Source organism: Staphylococcus sp. FW104-15G4D, assembly GCF_058790135.1.
The window spans coordinates 611,045-628,913 of record NZ_JBYTCH010000001.1 but is presented as its reverse complement, the minus strand read 5'-3'; the positions used below and the strand labels follow the sequence as shown (position 1 = coordinate 628,913).

At 34.2% G+C, this 17,869-nt stretch carries 15 protein-coding genes; all 15 read right to left on the bottom strand.

Annotation, left to right across the window (positions count from 1 at the left end):
- Positions 1-8 precede the first annotated feature (8 nt).
- A complete protein-coding gene (gene pyrE / locus AC3WQX_RS03205; RefSeq protein ID WP_002435263.1) occupies positions 9-620 on the bottom strand; it encodes an orotate phosphoribosyltransferase in 612 nt (203 codons plus the stop codon).
- Positions 620-1,312 (bottom strand): orotidine-5'-phosphate decarboxylase, encoded by a 693-nt coding sequence (gene pyrF / locus AC3WQX_RS03200; RefSeq protein WP_002435242.1) that lies wholly within the window; start codon positions 1,310-1,312, stop codon positions 620-622. Before pyrF ends, pyrE begins: the two co-directional genes overlap by 1 nt.
- Positions 1,313-1,344: 32 nt before the next feature.
- Positions 1,345-4,518: a carbamoyl-phosphate synthase large subunit gene (carB, locus tag AC3WQX_RS03195; protein WP_023350424.1), complete on the bottom strand. Its 3,174-nt coding sequence runs from the start codon at positions 4,516-4,518 to the stop codon at positions 1,345-1,347.
- Positions 4,511-5,611: a carbamoyl phosphate synthase small subunit gene (locus tag AC3WQX_RS03190; RefSeq protein WP_492739793.1), complete on the bottom strand. Its 1,101-nt coding sequence runs from the start codon at positions 5,609-5,611 to the stop codon at positions 4,511-4,513. Before AC3WQX_RS03190 ends, carB begins: the two co-directional genes overlap by 8 nt.
- On the bottom strand, positions 5,612-6,889 hold the full coding sequence (gene pyrC, locus AC3WQX_RS03185; RefSeq protein WP_002435237.1) for a dihydroorotase: 1,278 nt from the start codon (positions 6,887-6,889) through the stop codon (positions 5,612-5,614).
- 17 nt (positions 6,890-6,906) lie between these two features.
- A complete protein-coding gene (locus AC3WQX_RS03180) occupies positions 6,907-7,788 on the bottom strand; it encodes an aspartate carbamoyltransferase catalytic subunit (RefSeq protein WP_002435230.1) in 882 nt (293 codons plus the stop codon).
- A 26-nt stretch (positions 7,789-7,814) separates the two neighbouring features.
- Positions 7,815-9,122, bottom strand: a complete 1,308-nt coding sequence (locus AC3WQX_RS03175; RefSeq protein WP_002435254.1) for a uracil-xanthine permease family protein — start codon at positions 9,120-9,122, stop codon at positions 7,815-7,817.
- Between the two features lie 239 nt (positions 9,123-9,361).
- On the bottom strand, positions 9,362-9,889 hold the full coding sequence (gene pyrR / locus AC3WQX_RS03170) for a bifunctional pyr operon transcriptional regulator/uracil phosphoribosyltransferase PyrR (RefSeq protein ID WP_002435073.1): 528 nt from the start codon (positions 9,887-9,889) through the stop codon (positions 9,362-9,364).
- A gap of 342 nt (positions 9,890-10,231) precedes the next feature.
- Positions 10,232-11,149, bottom strand: coding sequence for an RluA family pseudouridine synthase (locus AC3WQX_RS03165; protein ID WP_049326412.1), 918 nt, complete (start codon positions 11,147-11,149; stop codon positions 10,232-10,234).
- 12 nt (positions 11,150-11,161) lie between these two features.
- The gene (lspA, locus tag AC3WQX_RS03160) at positions 11,162-11,638 is read right to left on the bottom strand and encodes a signal peptidase II (protein WP_023350426.1); all 477 of its coding nucleotides are present in this window, start codon (positions 11,636-11,638) and stop codon (positions 11,162-11,164) included.
- Positions 11,639-11,824: 186 nt separating this feature from the next.
- Positions 11,825-12,622, bottom strand: coding sequence for a VOC family protein (locus AC3WQX_RS03155; protein WP_030065296.1), 798 nt, complete (start codon positions 12,620-12,622; stop codon positions 11,825-11,827).
- Positions 12,623-12,913: 291 nt separating this feature from the next.
- Complete coding sequence (gene ileS / locus AC3WQX_RS03150) at positions 12,914-15,664, bottom strand: isoleucine--tRNA ligase (RefSeq protein ID WP_002435232.1); 2,751 nt, start codon at positions 15,662-15,664, stop codon at positions 12,914-12,916.
- Between the two features lie 325 nt (positions 15,665-15,989).
- A complete protein-coding gene (locus tag AC3WQX_RS03145) occupies positions 15,990-16,643 on the bottom strand; it encodes a DivIVA domain-containing protein (protein ID WP_002435215.1) in 654 nt (217 codons plus the stop codon).
- 23 nt (positions 16,644-16,666) lie between these two features.
- Entirely contained in the window at positions 16,667-17,455 is a 789-nt protein-coding gene (locus tag AC3WQX_RS03140) for a YlmH family RNA-binding protein (RefSeq protein WP_023350428.1), read from the bottom strand.
- A 120-nt stretch (positions 17,456-17,575) separates the two neighbouring features.
- Complete coding sequence (locus AC3WQX_RS03135) at positions 17,576-17,866, bottom strand: YggT family protein (RefSeq protein ID WP_023350429.1); 291 nt, start codon at positions 17,864-17,866, stop codon at positions 17,576-17,578.
- Positions 17,867-17,869 lie beyond the last annotated feature (3 nt).

Sequence of the window (17,869 nt, the reverse complement as noted above, 5' to 3'; positions counted from 1 at the left end):
AACTTATCTTATGACAAGTTGTCTCTCCAATCAACTAAAGTCTGAATATCATCTTCAGAAATTTTTCCTTCTTCCCTCGCAACTTCAATTAATTCATTATAATTACTTAAAGTATAAAACGGAATTCCTGCTTTGTGGAATGTATCATCTGCTTTTTTCAGACCATACGTGAAAATTGCTACCACACCAAGTACATCAGCACCAGCCTCTTTTAAAGCTTCTACAGCTGTTACTGAAGAACCACCAGTAGAGATCAAATCTTCAACAACTACAACTTTTTTACCTTCGCTTTTAGCGCCTTCAATTTGATTCTGTTTACCATGGCTTTTACTTTTAGAACGAACATAGTTCATTGGTAGTTCCATATTTTCAGAAATATAAGCAGCATGAGGAATACCTGCAGTTGCAGTACCAGACACAATTTCTACCTCTGAAAAATGTTCATCTATTAAGCGTGCTAAACCATCTCTAATAGCATTACGCACTAACGGGTAACCTAGAGTGACACGATTATCACAATAGATTGGAGATTTAATCCCAGAACTCCAAGTATATAAATCATTCGGAGACAAGGAGACTGCCTCAATATCTAATAAAGCTTTTGCAATTTCTTTAGCCATTAACCTAACCAACTTTCTTTGATATTTTGATAGCTCTCTACAGGACGATCACTTTGTGTTATAGGTCTCCCGACTACTATATGTGTAGATCCTAAAGTTTGCGCTTCTTCGGGAGTAGTAATACGCTGTTGATCATTTTGAGCCGCGCCCTTAGGTCTAATTCCGGGAGTGACTTTCATAAATTCAGGACCTAATTCTCGAGAAATTAACTCAGCTTCAAGTGGTGAGCACACCACTCCGTCTAAACCAGCTTTATGAGCCAGGCGAGCATAATTCAGTACCGCTTCATCAATAGTCGTATGAATATTTTGCTCTTCATGCAACTGTTGTTCAGTAGTAGAGGTAAGTTGCGTTACTGCAATGATTTTAGTATTTGGATTAATTTTACTTAAACCTTTTTTAGCCTCTTCCATCATTTTCACACCGCCAGCTGCGTGAACATTAACTAAATCTACATCTAATCGCGCTAATCCTTCCATAGCTTTACTTACAGTATTAGGGATATCATGCAATTTTAAATCTAAAAAGATATCATGGCCTCTCTTTTTTAGAGATTGAATAAGTCCAGGACCTGTTTGGTAAAACAATTCCATACCAACCTTGACACACAATGGTTCATTAAATTGGTCTAAAAAGGTATTCACTTCTTCTGCAGATTTAAAATCTAATGCAATGATTGGTAAATTTCTCATTTAAATACTCCTTCAATCATTCATTCTTTGTATTACATATTTCTCATCGTGAAAGTCATACTTTCAATTACGTTAGTCAATGCACTTGCAGTATCAAGTGATGTCAGACATGGCACACCATTTTCAACAGTTGTACGGCGGATTTGGAATCCATCACGTTCAACCTCTTTACCTTTCGTCATCGTATTAATAACGATTTGTACTTCACCATTTTGAATACGAGTAAGTAAATCATCTTCGCCACCGATTTTACCTACAACTTCAACAGGTATTTGATTGTCTTCAAGTTTTTCAGCTGTACCTTTTGTTGCTAAAATTTTATAGCCAACTTCATTTAAGCGATGTGCTATTTTCACGATTTCATCTTTATCTTTATCACTTACTGTCATTAATACTGTTCCGTGATCTTTTACTTCTACACCGCTACCTGTAAGTCCTTTGTAAAGCGCCTTTTCAAGAGTAAGATCTTTACCCATAACTTCTCCAGTTGACTTCATTTCAGGTCCAAGCGTAATGTCTACGTTCTTCAATTTATTAAAGCTAAATACAGGAGCTTTAACGAAGACGCCCTCAGAGTATGGTTGAATTCCTTGATGATAACCTAAATCAGCTAATTTATGTCCCATAATAGAACGCATAGCAAGTTGTGCCATTTGAATGTCAGTAATTTTACTCAAGAATGGAACCGTTCGACTTGAACGTGGATTAACTTCTAACACATAAACACCATCATGAGCGATGACAAATTGTATGTTGATTAAGCCAATAATATTTAATCCTTTAGCTAATTTAATTGTATAATCTTCGAGCGTATCAATCTCTTCTTTAGTTAACGTTTGTGGTGGATATACTGCAATTGAGTCACCACTATGCACACCAGCACGTTCAATATGTTCCATAATACCAGGAATAATCACTGTATCTCCGTCACAGATAGCATCTACTTCGATTTCTTTACCTGTTAAATAACGGTCAACAAGTACTGGATGTTCTGGACTTGCTTTAACTGCTTGTGTCATATAGTTTTCTAATTCTTGGTCATTATCTACAATTTCCATAGCACGGCCACCTAATACGTAAGATGGTCGAACAACAACTGGATAACCAATTTCACGCGCATTTTCGAGTGCCTCTTTAGGAGATGTAGATGTTTTACCTTGAGGTTGTGGCACTTCAATTTGACGTAGTAACGCCTCAAATTCTTTTCTATCTTCAGCGCGATTTAGATCTTCTAAAGAAGTTCCCATGATTTGAACACCATGTTTAGCAAGTTTGTCAGCTAAATTGATGGCAGTTTGTCCACCAAATTGAACAACAACACCTTTAGGTTGTTCTAAATTGATGATATTCATTACATCTTCTTCAGTTAATGGTTCAAAGTATAATTTATCTGATATTGAGAAGTCAGTAGATACAGTTTCAGGGTTATTGTTTACAATAATAGCTTCGTAGCCTGCATCTTGAATTGCCCATACAGCATGTACAGTAGCATAATCGAATTCTACACCTTGACCAATGCGAATAGGACCTGAACCTAATACGAGAATTTTCTCTTTATCCGTTACAACAGATTCATTTTCAGATTCATACGTTCCATAATAATAAGGCGTTGTCGATTCAAATTCTGCTGCACATGTATCAACCATTTTATATACAGGTTTAATATCATTTTTCACTCGTAATTGGTAAACATCGTCTTCATTCATATCCCAACGATGAGCGATTACTTTATCGCTAAAGCCATAATCTTTAGCATATTTAAGATATTCCAAATCACCTTGATGTTCTTTTAATTCGTGTTCAATGTTGATGATGTTTTGGAATTTATTTAGGAAGAAATAATCAATTTTCGTCATTTTATGGATTTCTTCTAAAGTTGTACCTCGACGAATAGCTTCTCCAATAAAGAATAGTCGTTCATCATCTTGGTGACCAATACGTTCTTTAATGTAGTCTAAATCAAAGCTCTCACCATTTGGTAAACCTAAGTGATGCACACCATACTCAAGTGAACGAATCGCTTTAAGTAATGATTCTTCGTAAGTACGTCCAATTGCCATGACTTCTCCAGTTGCTTTCATTTGTGTACCTAGTTCACGTTCACCTTTTTCAAATTTATCAAATGGGAAACGAGGAATTTTAGAAATAACATAGTCCAATGTTGGTTCAAAAGCTGCATAAGATGTTCCAGTAATAGGATTTAACATTTCATCTAAAGTTAAACCTACTGCAATTTTCGCTGCTAATTTAGCAATTGGATAACCTGTAGCTTTAGAAGCTAAAGCTGATGAACGAGACACTCGAGGATTCACTTCAATAATGTAATAATTGAGAGAATGTGGATCTAGAGCTAGTTGTACATTACAGCCACCTTCAATACCTAATGCTCTAATTACATTTAATGACACATCACGTAACATTTGGTATTCAACATCTGACAACGTTTGACTTGGAGCTACGACAATGGAATCCCCTGTATGTATACCAACTGGATCGATATTTTCCATGTTACAAACAACAATGGCATTATCATTTTTATCACGCATGACTTCGTATTCAATTTCTTTATAACCTGCTATTGATTTTTCGATTAAACACTGTGTAGCTGGACTATAATGTAATCCATTACTTACAACTTCTTTTAAATCGTCATCGTTGTAGCAGATTCCACCACCAGTACCGCCCATAGTGAAGGCTGGTCGAACGATGAGTGGATAACCCACTTGTTCTTTAAATTCAAAGGCTTGTTCTACAGTATTAACAATGTCACTTTCAGGTACAGGGACATTTAAATCATTCATTAATGTTCTAAACATTTCTCGGTCTTCAGCTTGTTGAATAGATTCAAGCTCAGTTCCTAAAAGTTTCACATTATTCGCAGCAAGTACGCCACTATCGTGGAGTTGAATTGCCATATTTAAACCAGTTTGTCCACCTAGAGTAGGTAACAATGCATCTGGTTGCTCTTTACGAATAATACGAGCAATAAAATCATGAGTTAGCGGCTCAATATAGACTTTATCAGCAATTTCTTTATCAGTCATTATTGTCGCAGGGTTAGAGTTAACTAAGATGACTCTATATCCCTCTTCTTTAAGAGCAAGACATGCTTGCGTACCTGCATAATCAAATTCTGCAGCCTGACCTATAATAATTGGTCCTGAACCTACTACTAAAATTGTTTGAATATCGTCGCGTTTAGGCATTAAAATGACGCTCCTTTTCTTTGAACTCATTCATCATCGTTATAAACTCATCGAATAAATAGTTTGAATCGCTTGGGCCCGGTCTTGCTTCAGGATGATATTGTACTGAGAAAGCAGGTAATTGTTTATGTCTCAAACCTTCAACTGTCCCCTCATTAAGCGCAATATGTGTCACCTCTAAATCAGTATTTTCAAGTGAATCACGATCAATAGCATAGCCATGATTTTGACTGGTGATGTCTACTTTACCTGTTCTTAAATCCTTAACAGGATGATTAGCACCACGATGACCGAACTTCATTTTGAAAGAAGTGGCACCTTGTGATAAAGCAAAAAGTTGATGTCCTAAGCATATTCCGAAGAATGGTATTTTACCTAAGATACCTTTGATCATTTCGATAGCAACTTCAACTTCATCTGGGTCTCCAGGACCGTTAGATAACATCACTCCATCTGGTGACATGCCTAAAATTTCTTCTGCTGTTGTATTGTATGGTACAACTGTTACATTACAACCACGTGTATTTAGTTCACGAACAATGTTTTGTTTCTTACCAAAGTCGAGTAAAACCACACTTAAATCTGAACCTGTTGATACGTATGGTGTTTTAGTAGAGACTGTTTGAACTTCATCTCTTGGTAATTCAGCAGTTTTTAAATGTTCTACAAGCGCTTGAATGTCATCTTTATTATCTGTAAATCCAGCTCTCAATACACCGTGTTGGCGAATCTTACGTGTGATACTTCTTGTATCCACGCCAGAAATACCTGGAATATGATATTGAACAAGTACTTCGTGTAATGTTTTTTGGTGTCTAAAGTTACTAGGATGTGTGCTTGCCTCTTTCACTACTACACCATTCAATGTCGGTGTCAATGATTCAAAGTCATCACGGTTAATACCATAATTCCCAATTAATGGGTAAGTAAATGTAATGATTTGACCTGTATATGAGGGGTCAGAAATAGTTTCCTGATACCCCGTCATTGCAGTATTAAATACGATTTCGCCTATTGAAAGATCATCTGAACCTAAGCGATATCCTTCATAATAAGAGCCATCTTCCAGTACAAGATAACGTTTTTCAAGCATCTATTTTTCCTCCTCAAATACTACTTCGCCTTTAACCATTGTTAAAATCGGATTACCATAAACTTTTTCACCGATAAATGGTGTATTGTCCGCTTTAGATAAGAAGTCTTCACTTCTGATTTCTTTATCATTATTTAAATCTATAATTGTTAAATCAGCATAACTATCTTTATGCAATTTACCATAGTTTAAATTAAAGATTGTTGCAGGTTTAATAGTGAAATAATCCACTAACTGTTGAAGTGACCAATTACCTCTTCTTACAAAGTGAGTGTATAATAATGGGAAAGCTGTCTCACTACCCACGATACCAAACGGTGCTTGAGTCATTGGTTGATCTTTTTCTTCTTTTGCATGTGGCGCATGGTCAGTTGCTATACAATCAATCGTTCCATCTAATAAACCTTCTAATAATGCTTCTCTATCTTCTTTACTTCTTAATGGTGGGTTCATTTTATAGTTTGCATCATCGCCTGGTACATCATTTTCAGTTAAAAGTAAGTGATGTGGAGTTACTTCTGCAGTGACGTGAATGCCAGCTTTCTTAGCATCTCTAATCACACGTACACTTTCTTTAGTAGAAACGTGACATACATGATAATGACATCCTGTAGCTTCAGCTAATAAGACATCTCTAGCGATCTGCACTGATTCAGCAATGTTTGGTATACCTGGAATACCAAGTTCTTCACTACGTTTACCTTTATGCATTGCGCCACCATAAATCAAGCTATTATCTTCGCAATGTGCTACGATTGGTTTTTTAACGCGTGCTGCTTGTTTCATAGCCGCATACATCATACTAGCTTGTTGAACACCTACACCGTCATCTGTAAATGCGAATACCCCTTCTAGTGCTAACTCTTTGAAATCAACAAGTTCTTTTCCAGCTTGTCTTTTGGTAATAGATGCATAGGGTAACACACGTACTTTAGCTGTTTCTGAAATTCTTTGTCTTAATTCTCTAACATGTTCAACTGAATCTGGAACTGGTCTTGTATTAGGCATTGGGCATACAGTAGTGAATCCCCCTCTTGCAGCTGCTTTTGTACCAGTTTCAATTGTTTCTTTATGTTCCCCACCTGGCTCACGTAAATGCACGTGAACGTCAACAAATCCTGGTGCGATTAAATTTCCTTTAGCATCGATAACTTCAATATTAGGAGATGAAGAATTGATTTTACTACTAATTGTTTTAATACGTTTACCATCAATTAAAATCTCAGTATCTTTTAAAATTCCGTTTCTTAAGATTTTTCCATTTTTGATTAATTTCATTTTAAAATAACCCCTTCCTATTTTAAAAGCGCGCTTATAACTGCCATTCTTAAATACATCCCATTTTCCATTTGTTTGAAAATACGTGATTTGGGTGCTTCTACTAAATCACTTTTAATTTCGACTCCTCGATTGACTGGAGCAGGATGCATGACAATGGCTTCATCTTTTAATTTATCATATCTTGACTGAGTTAACCCATATTGTTGATGATATTCCTCTGCCGCAAAATTAGCTTCACCAGCAATGCCGTGTCTTTCATGTTGAACTCTTAACAACATCACAATATCGACTTGATCAATCACATCATCTATATTAACGTATGGCGCCTCTAATGTCTCATCTACCCATTCTTCAGGACTAGAGAACATGACATTTGCACCTAATGCTCTTAAACTATGATAATTACTTCTGGCTACTCGAGAGTTTTTAATATCACCGCAAATTAACACATTCAACCCATCAAATGACCCATACTCTTCGTAAATAGTCATTATATCTAGCAAACTTTGTGTAGGATGTTGACCACTTCCATCTCCAGCGTTTGCTATAGGTATATTAATGTTTTCTAATTCCTCGTAATAAGCATTTTGAGAGTGACGAATGACTAATAAATTAACTCCAATACTTTCTAATGTTTTACAAGTATCATATAACGACTCGCCTTTTTTAACTGAAGAGGTACTCGTTTCAAAACTCACTTGTTTTAATCCTAATTTGAGTTCAGCTACTTCAAAACTACACTTTGTTCTTGTTGAATTTTCAAAGAATAAGTTCGTTACATACGTATCATTAAACTGCGGTAAAGCTCTTTCACCTGATTTATACTGGCTTGCAGTTGTAACTAAATCATATATTTCATCCGTTGATAGATGTTCCATAGATAATAAATTTTTCATATAGCGCCCTCCTAATGGATTAAATCTTAATTTTCTTCTTTTTTATCTTTTGGCAAAATTAAATTTAAAATAATTCCAGAAAGTGCGGATAATGCCATACCTTCAATTTGTAAATTAATTCCAATACCTTTTAAATTGATAAGTAAATTACCAATACCTACTACAAGTATTACTGATGCAATGACTAAGTTACGGTTGCTTGAAAAATCTACATTGCTTTCAACTATCATACGCAATCCACTAGCAGCAATAATACCAAATAATAGTATCGAAACACCGCCCATGACAGGAGTAGGTATAGATGAAATTAACGCAGTAAATTTACCTATGAAAGCTAGAATGATAGCGATAACTGCTGCTCCACCAATGACGTAAATACTATATATTTTAGTAATCGCTAGTACGCCTATATTTTCACCATAGGTTGTACTTGGAGGCCCACCGATAATACTCGCAAACATTGTAGATACCCCATCTCCAATAATTGATTTATCCAATCCTGGATCTTTAAAGAAATTACGGCCTACTATTTTATTGATAACCATTTGATGACCGATATGTTCACTTACTGTTACGAATACAACGGGTATCATGACTAATACCAATCCTAAATGGAATGATGGTGTGTAATCTTTGAATGGTAAATATATATGTGGAAAATCTAACCATTTGGCGTGGGCAATAGGTCCAAATTTTACTAAGCCCATGAAAATAGAAACAATATAACCAACTACAATACCAATTAATACAGGTATCAGTGATAAAAATCCTTTAAAGAAACCTTGTACTACGATTGTGACTATGAGTGTAATTAGAGCTACAAGTAAATAACTTAAGTTATAACCTTTCATATCTGAAGAATTCTCATACATGGCCATATTAACGGCTGTAGGTGCCAAACTTAATCCGATAACCATAATAACTGGTCCTACTACAACTGGTGGTAGTAAATGCATTAGCCAACCAGTTCCACTTAATCTAATAAGTAAACCTATAATGACGTACATCAACCCACTCATAAACAGAGCCACTAACATGTCTCCTAAGCTATGGGTACTTAGACCAGTAATAATCGGTGTGATAAAGGCAAAACTTGAACCTAAATAAGCAGGTATTTTAGCCTTTGTGATTAATATGTAAATAAGTGTTCCAATACCTGAAGCAAGTAATGCTGCTGATATTGGTAAATGTGTTAAAAATGGTACAAGGACGGTTGAGCCAAACATTGCAAATAAATGTTGCAAACTTAAGAATGCCCATTGTGCTGGTTTAGGTTTGTCTCTAACATCAAGCACTGGCTTCACAGTGCGCTCAAACATTTGTTCATTTTCCATGTCATTCATTTCCTTTCATAAAAAAATCTCTTTACATCAGTGAATGCAAAGAGACTAATTGAAATGTAGTCGAATAAGGTTTTACACCTCAAAGATTACATTTCTAACGAAGTATTACATTAAGCAATGGTAAAGGTATGATAAATCTTAAAGATTTACATCATCGCTTTATCGTTTAACTATGGCTTAATTTGTTTACTCCACCTTTTTCAGTCTCTCGTACTGCTTTAAAAGGGATATTATTTTATTATGACTGCGTTCTGATGATCAATTTCATTTAAATAAACTGAAACGGATTCATCACGCGCAGTTGGTATATTTTTTCCTACAAAGTCTGCTCGGATAGGAAGTTCACGATGGCCTCTATCAACAAGTGTTGCAAGTCCAATTTTAACAGGTCGTGAGTGTAGCAATATAGCGTCTAATGAAGCTCTTACTGTACGACCAGTATATAAAACATCGTCAACGATAATCACCACTTTATCAGTAATGTCAACATCGATATCAAATGCTTTGATGTCTGATTGCTGGGTGACATTATCAATATCATCACGGAAATGTGTAATATCAATTGTGCCGGTTGGTACATTGCACTGCTCAATAGAATGAATCTTTTCTTGTATACGATTCGCTAAAAATGCACCTCGTGTCTTAATTCCTAAAAGTACTAAATTGTCAGTGCCTTTGTTATATTCCAAAATCTCATGTGCAATTCGAGTGATTGTACGCTGTATCGCGGCTTCATCTAAAATGATTCGTTCAGACATCGTTTCACCTCTTATAATAGAAAAACCTCATATCTTTAATAAAGACATGAGGTTAAGGCACACTTCAAGAAAATTAATTATACTCAGTTAATTAACTTTCAGGTATATATTTACAGTATTTCATCATTAAGAACGCGCATACTTTCTTAAGCGAAACACATTTATATGCATGATTATTCCTATTATTCATGTCTTCGAAGCCTCTCTGGACTCGCAATTAAAGACGAAGTTTTTTATATTTAAACTGTTACTAGTCTAAAACTTTTTAATAAATAAGTCAATGATTTCTTTAAACTAAAAGTTGACAAAATCGCTCGTAATGTTTAACTTTATCATGTTTTTTTAAGCATCTCTACGTCGAATATCTTCTAATAAATCTTTAAAATCATTAGGCAATTCAGTACTTCTTTCAATATACTCATGTGTTACTGGATGTTCAAAACCAATCACACCCGCATGCAATGCTTGACCACCAATATCTAATGTTCTCTTAGGTCCATATTTAGGGTCACCCACAAGCGGGTAGCCAATATATTTCATATGCACACGAATTTGGTGAGTTCGTCCAGTTTCCAATTCACATTCTATCAAAGTATAGTCTTTAAAATGCTCTATTACATTGAAATGCGTTACAGCTTCTTTACCATCATCAACTACAGCCATTGCTTGACGGTCATTCTTATTACGACCAATTGGAGCATCTACCGTACCATAATCATGCGGAATATTACCGTGAACTAACGCAGTGTATTTACGTTTAACACTTTTAGCCATTAGTTGTTCGACAAGACCTCGATGAGCGATGTCATTTTTAGCAACCATTAATAAACCAGAAGTATCTTTATCAATACGGTGAACAATACCAGGACGTATTTCACCGTTAATACCAGATAAATTTTTGATTTGATACATTAAGCCGTTCACAAGTGTGCCCGTATAATGACCTGGAGATGGATGTACTACCATACCTTTAGGTTTATAAACAATCGCCACATCATCATCCTCATAATAGATATCTAAATCTAAATCTTCTGGTTGAATGTCTGCTTCTACTACTTCCTTTTCAGTGACAATGATATGATCATTTAATTTAACTTTATAATTTGATTTAATCACTTTATCATTAACTTTAACTAAATCTTCTTTAATCCAATCTTGAAGTTGGCTACGAGACCAAGCATCATTCGACTCAGATAGAAATTTATCTATTCTTTGACCAACTTGTGTTTCATCTGTGATCTTAAATTCATGTGTTTCCAAAAGTATACCTCCTTAGTTCTTTTTAGTTGTATCCTTTAATAATGCGATAATTACGAAGATAACGCCTATAGTTAAACTTGAATCTGCAATATTAAAGATTGGGAAATCATAACCAAAGATGTTTGTATCTATAAAATCGACAACTTCACCATTGAATACGCGATCAATAAAGTTACCTAACGCACCAGCAAAGAGTAAGGTAATTGCAACTTGCATAAATAAATTATATTTAGCTTCTTTAATATAAAACAGCACGAGAACTACTAAAATAACTAATGTGATAATATAGAAAAATCCCATTTTACCACTTAAAATTCCCCAAGCAGCTCCATTATTTCTATGTGAAGTAATATTAAGAAAATGAGGAATTACTTCGTAGGAATCGCCAATTTTCATGGATGAAGCAATTATCCACTTTGAAATTTGGTCAAAAATTATAATTAAAAATGCTAAAAGAAGTGAGATTCCAATATAATATTTCTTTTTCATTCATGTGCCTCCATTCAGTTCAACGTCACTTTTGACAACACTTAACATTATATCCTACTCCAAGACATAAAAAAAGATTGCTGAGTATAAATCTAATTATTAGAAATGTTGAGCAATAATATCATACAAAAAGTTGAGACTTAATCGTGTCTCAACTTAATTTTAGTAAATATTTAGCTTACTCAATTATTCATCTTTTATTCGATTAAACCTGAAGTACAAGCCATCTGGTCCTTTTAAATTTAAATGCGTAGATTCAGGATAGTGAAAATCTATTAACGCTAAACCATATGTGTTTTCATTATCAACACGCTTGGTCCCTGATAACCACTGATTCATTGCTAAATGATTGTAATAATGATTTGAGGACAAAAATAATGAGAAATCGTCTATATAAGCTGACTCTTCTAAACCGAAATAATTAAGATAATATGATTTAATTTCTGAGATTCTAATAGTTTTAAGATGCAAATGACCTAATTTCGCTTCATTAGGTACACCTTGCCATTTTTCATTAGAAACTTCTTTTAACAATCGAGGTACGTTAATTGGTCTAATATCCAATTTCACTCTATTATCTTCATCGTATTTCCACATTTCAAAGTCATAATCGACGTAAAATTTAAGCGCATTACCTTCAGGATCTTCAACAAAGAGTGATGTTCCAACACTTTGTTCTCCTCCATTAACCGGTATCTCAAAATCACTTAATTGTACTAATAAATCAGCTAGAGAGGATAGTTCTGGCAACTTAATTCCTATATGAAATAAGCCAGCTTCAGACATGAGTGGCTCTCTACCATTTTGAATTTCATTAAAAGTTATATATTGATTGTTTGCTCCAACCTTATATTGAACAGCCTTCATAGATTCATTAACAAAATTAAATCCTAAAACTTCTTCATAAAAGGCTCTTATAACTTCTATATCACGTACATTTATTATTATTCCATTAACGAAATGTGCATCTTTACTATGAAACATCATTCTACCCTCTCAACAATGACTTGTACTCTGAATGGTTGTCTATATATAAGATTTCATTACTATAATTTTAACATTATGACTAAATATATTTAAGAATTCAAATTTCTAATTTATGATGTGAATTTAAAGAGATTTTTAAATATATCAACATTTTCTCATTTAAGTCTTATAAATCTTACTTTAATTTTTCTAATCAATTTGTTTCTTAAAGTATAAAAGACCTAAGAAGACTTCTTTATAATAAAATCTCCTCAGGTCTATGATTAATGGTTACCAATCATTTAGAAATTAAACTAATGTTTTCACTACTTCTTGGCAACGTGGACATAGATGATCAAGTTCTCCAACAGAACCTAATTCATCGCTATAGTTCCAACATCTTTCACACTTTTCGCCTTCTGCGTGTTCGATGCGAATATCACCATATTTATATGTTTCACCATTTTCAACTGAATCAACAACTTCAACTTGAGAAACGATGAATAATTGTTGTAAATCATTAAATTCTTGTAAGAATTCAGCAGCTTTAAATGATTCATTATTGCCAATAACCACTTTAGCTTCTAATGATTTACCAATGACTTTTTCATTACGAGCTTGTTCTAAAGCACGGTTTACGTCGTCGCGTAGATCCATAAGAGTATTCCATTTATCTAATAATTCTCTATCTACTTCAACAACTTCTGGCATATCTGCTAAATGAACACTTTCCTCTTTAACGTGAGGTGTATGTGACCATACTTCTTCTGCAGTATGCACTAGGATTGGTGCTAATAATTTTGTCATATCTACTAAGATTTGATAAAGCACTGTTTGCATGCTGCGACGTTTATGAGAGTCTTTCTTCTCAATGTAAAGAATATCTTTACCATAGTCTAAATAGAAGTTACTTAATTCTACATTGATAAAGTTTTGAACTTCTTGATAGATGTTAAGATAATCAAAATTCTCATAGTTGTTGATAGTACTAGCTGTGAATTCACGTAAACGATTAAGTAAATAACGATCTACGTCGAGTAATTCATTTTCAGGGATACGATCTGTCTCAGGGTTATAATCATTAATATTACCTAACATGAATCTGAGTGTATTTCTTATTTTACGATAAACATCAGAAGTTTGTTTTAAAATTTCATCTGAAATACGGACGTCTGCTAAATAATCAGTACTACTTACCCATAGACGTGCGATATCTGCACCTTTTTGCTTAACAACTTGGTCCGGAACGATGACGTTACCAAGCGATTTACTCATTTTTTTACCTTCACCATCCATAACGAAACCGTGTGAAAGTAGGAATTTATAAGGTGCTTGTCCACGAGTTGCTACAGCAGTAGTTATTGAAGAGTTAAACCAACCACGATATTGGTCACTTCCTTCAAAGTAAAGATCTGCAGGGAAACTTAACTCTGGTCTTGTTTCTAATACACCACGGTGAGATGAACCTGAATCGAACCATACATCCATGATGTCTGTTTCTTTAGTAAATTCACCATTAGGACTTCCAGGATGTGTAAATCCTTCTGGTAATAAATCTTTCGCTTCACGTTCAAACCACACATTTGATCCATGTTCTGCGAATAAATCAGCGATATGATTAACTGTTTCTTTCGTCATGATGATGTCACCATTTTCAGCATAAAATACTGGTAATGGAACACCCCATACACGTTGACGAGAAATAACCCATTCGCCACGATCACGAATCATATTGTAGATACGTGTTTTACCCCAATCTACTTTAAAGTTAGTCTCTTCAATCGCATCTAAGATATCTTGTCTTACTTTGTTAATTGAAGCAAACCATTGAGGTGTCGCTCTAAAGATAACTGGTTTTTTTGTACGCCAATCATGTGGGTAGCTATGTGTAATAAAGTCTAATTTAAGAAGTGCATCCTTTTCAGTTAATAAGTCAGTGACAGCTTTATTCGCTTTGTCATAGAACATACCTTCAAATTGGCCGCCCTCTTCAGTAAATACACCCTTGTCATTTAGAGGACTGATGACAGGTAAGTCATATTTTTGTCCAACGATATAGTCATCTTCCCCGTGTCCAGGAGCAGTATGAACACATCCAGTACCCGCATCTGTTGTGACGTGATCTCCATTAATCACAAGTGACGTACGATCTAAGAATGGATGTTGCGCTTCAACATATTCTAACTCTTTACCTGTAAATTCTTTTTCAAGTTGAATTGTATCTTTATCCCAACCTAAAGCATCAGCTACAGTCTCAGATAAGGCTTGAGCAACAATAAATTTCTGTCCTTCTACATTGTATTGGCCATACTTAAGTTCTGGATGAACAGTGATAGCTACGTTTGAAGGAATTGTCCAAGGTGTTGTAGTCCAGATAATAAACTTAGCATCTGAATCAACGACTCCTTTATCGTCTTTAACGTTAAATGCTACATAAATAGAGGCAGAACGTTTATCATGATATTCAATTTCCGCTTCAGCTAATGAAGATTCACTTGAAGGTGACCAATAAACTGGTTTCTTACCTTTATAAATTAAACCTTTGTCTGCCATTTCACCAAATAAACGAATTTGTGCTGCTTCATATTCAGGGGTAAGTGTAATATAAGGATTATCAAAGTCACCGCGAACACCTAGACGTTTGAAATCCTTCTTCTGAATATCTACTTGCTTAAGTGCAAATTCTTTACACTTTTCTCTAAATTCAGCAATTGACATTTTTTTACGGTCTACGCCTTTTTTAGTTAAAGCCTGTTCAATTGGTAAACCATGCGTATCCCAGCCTGGAACATATGGTGCATAGAATCCTTGCATTGTTTTATAACGGACGATAAAATCCTTAATAATTTTATTAAGTGCATGTCCCATATGTAAACTACCATTTGCATATGGTGGACCATCATGCAAGATATAAGATTGATTACCTTTATTTTTTTCTAATGCTTTTTTATATTGATCTTCTGCATCCCATTTTTCTTGAATTTGAGGCTCTTTATTAGGTAAACCACCTCTCATAGGAAAGTCAGTTTTGGGCATTAATAAAGTATCTTTAAAATTCATACTGTTCACTCCTTCTAATGATAAAAAGAACTCTAAGTTCAATTAAAAGGGACGGCTAAACCGCGGTACCACCCTATTTAACTCAACTTAGAGTTCTCTCATAAACATATTAAAATAAAAGCCAGTGATATAAGAAACAAACGATATGTTAGGCTCTCACCATTCCTAACTCGCTGGAATATGTTTAGTGTTTCTTACGCGTCTGTCTTTTTATATCATATCAATAAATTGTCATTAAGAAAATGTATTTTTAACATAAATACATTTACAAGTTTAAAATTCTTCAATTGCGTCTCTATCTATTAATCATTTATCAATAGAATGCTTATAAATTACTATGAGTTGTAGAAGTCTCTGATTGATTATTAGACGTACGTGAAGATTCAGAAGTAGAAGTTGTTCCATTATTATTCTCTGCTTGAGATTGGCTTTCCTTCATAGCGCGTTCTTCTGGTGTAAGATCATTATCATTTAAGTGATGAATATCTTCTAAAGTCACTTGTTCAGCATCTAAATCATAATTTAATAAGTAATCCCAATCTTCACTTTTAAGTAAATCTAATTGAGCTTCTACCAACATACGGAAACGAGATCTAAATACTTTAGATTGACGTTTCATATCTTCAGTTTGGAATGATAAACGACGTGCTTTTTCAATCGCATCATTTACAATTTTATCAGCTTGAACTTGAGCTTTAGCAAGTGTAGCTTCGGCATCTTTATTAGCAGCTAATTTTGTTTCTTCTCCAACTTTTTGAGCTTGAATTAAAGCATCACTTACAGACTGATGCACATCTTGATAAGATTTGATATTAGTGTCTCTATCTTCAACTACTTTTTCAAGTTGCTTTTTATCTTCTTTAAGTCGTTCAATCTCAGTGCTTAATTGATCTAAATAATTAGCAACCTCAGTGGGTTCTAAACCATTCTTCACTCGACTAAACTCTTTATTTTTAATCTCACTTGGTGTGAAAGGCATGATATATCCTCCTTAATTCATCACTATTTAAATAATGTCTGATAGGTAATGTGTAGTTTATCTTTTTTAGTTCTTCCTCCAATTTGAGTGATTTGAGCTCTGCCAAATCCTTGGATAGAAAGTAGATCATTTTGTTCTAATTGAAAGTCAGGTGTATCAATTATAGTATGATTCACTTTGACTCTTTTCTTTTCTATTAATTGCTTTGCTATATTACGAGATTTATGGATCATATCTTTTAATACAACGTCCAATCTCATTGCACTAACAGTCGTGCTTTGAATTTTCCAATTCTCTTTTGATTGTATCATATCTTTTATAGGAATAGAATTAAGTTTAACTGTGGCACCTTTAATCCTATTTAATTCAAACATAATATAAGATTCCAAACGCTCTGTCAAAACAAATTGTATATCATCTGCAACTATAATATCCCCCAATTGTTCTCTCTCAATACCTAAAGACATTAAGGTGCCTAACACATGTTGATGTTGAATTGAAACGAATTTCTCAGGATAATCGATTCGTAATAGTGACAGTTCAAAATCTTCTACTTGTGCCTCATAATATGATGGAGCTATGATAGCACGTTTTCTCTCAGCGTAGGGACCACCATAAAAGTTGACTTTTAACATTTCATAACTCCCCACGATGACTTCTAAGATGTATTGGCCTCTCGGATCTAAAAATGCAGTGAGCACAGGCGCATAGTGATTTTCAGCTTGATTACACTTATCTATTAATTGATCTATCAATTCTTGTTCTTCTCTTCTAAAATGTTGATATATATCGATGTGAGACACTCCTAACATTTTATTTTAACAACATTCAATTAAGGTAACTTCAATTTCACATGACAAAAACGAGGTCAAAGTTTAATAAATACTTTGCCTCGCTTAAAATACTCATATAAAATTCAAACTAGTTCATTTTTATGATAAATGTGTAAGTATGATGTTAAAAATTGAAACTAAACCTCTTTGAAATAATACTAATACTATAATAGCTGCTATAGAAGAAATATCTATGATGCCAATGGGAGGAATGATTTTCCTAAATGGTTCTAAAAAAGGTTCATAAATTTTACCAAGAAATTCCCCCACTTTTGATTCTCTAATGCTTGGAACCCAAGACGTGAAGAAATAAATAATCATTCCTATATAATAAATTTGAACCAAAAATAATATAAATCGGAATATAGTACTAAGTAGACCGATATCCATAAT

What these genes read in the sequence shown, in the direction of transcription:
- AC3WQX_RS03155 (WP_030065296.1), bottom strand. Translation starts at nt 12,622, where the DNA reads ATGTTTCATAGTAAAGATGCACATTTCGTTAATGGAATAATAATAAAT.
- lspA (WP_023350426.1), bottom strand. Translation starts at nt 11,638, where the DNA reads ATGAAAAAGAAATATTATATTGGAATCTCACTTCTTTTAGCATTTTTA.
- carB (WP_023350424.1), bottom strand. Translation starts at nt 4,518, where the DNA reads ATGCCTAAACGCGACGATATTCAAACAATTTTAGTAGTAGGTTCAGGA.
- pyrE (WP_002435263.1), bottom strand. Translation starts at nt 620, where the DNA reads ATGGCTAAAGAAATTGCAAAAGCTTTATTAGATATTGAGGCAGTCTCC.
- pyrC (WP_002435237.1), bottom strand. Translation starts at nt 6,889, where the DNA reads ATGAAATTAATCAAAAATGGAAAAATCTTAAGAAACGGAATTTTAAAA.
- AC3WQX_RS03135 (WP_023350429.1), bottom strand. Translation starts at nt 17,866, where the DNA reads ATGGATATCGGTCTACTTAGTACTATATTCCGATTTATATTATTTTTG.
- AC3WQX_RS03145 (WP_002435215.1), bottom strand. Translation starts at nt 16,643, where the DNA reads ATGCCTTTCACACCAAGTGAGATTAAAAATAAAGAGTTTAGTCGAGTG.
- pyrR (WP_002435073.1), bottom strand. Translation starts at nt 9,889, where the DNA reads ATGTCTGAACGAATCATTTTAGATGAAGCCGCGATACAGCGTACAATC.
- pyrF (WP_002435242.1), bottom strand. Translation starts at nt 1,312, where the DNA reads ATGAGAAATTTACCAATCATTGCATTAGATTTTAAATCTGCAGAAGAA.
- AC3WQX_RS03175 (WP_002435254.1), bottom strand. Translation starts at nt 9,122, where the DNA reads ATGGAAAATGAACAAATGTTTGAGCGCACTGTGAAGCCAGTGCTTGAT.
- AC3WQX_RS03180 (WP_002435230.1), bottom strand. Translation starts at nt 7,788, where the DNA reads ATGAAAAATTTATTATCTATGGAACATCTATCAACGGATGAAATATAT.
- AC3WQX_RS03190 (WP_492739793.1), bottom strand. Translation starts at nt 5,611, where the DNA reads ATGCTTGAAAAACGTTATCTTGTACTGGAAGATGGCTCTTATTATGAA.
- ileS (WP_002435232.1), bottom strand. Translation starts at nt 15,664, where the DNA reads ATGAATTTTAAAGATACTTTATTAATGCCCAAAACTGACTTTCCTATG.
- AC3WQX_RS03140 (WP_023350428.1), bottom strand. Translation starts at nt 17,455, where the DNA reads ATGTTAGGAGTGTCTCACATCGATATATATCAACATTTTAGAAGAGAA.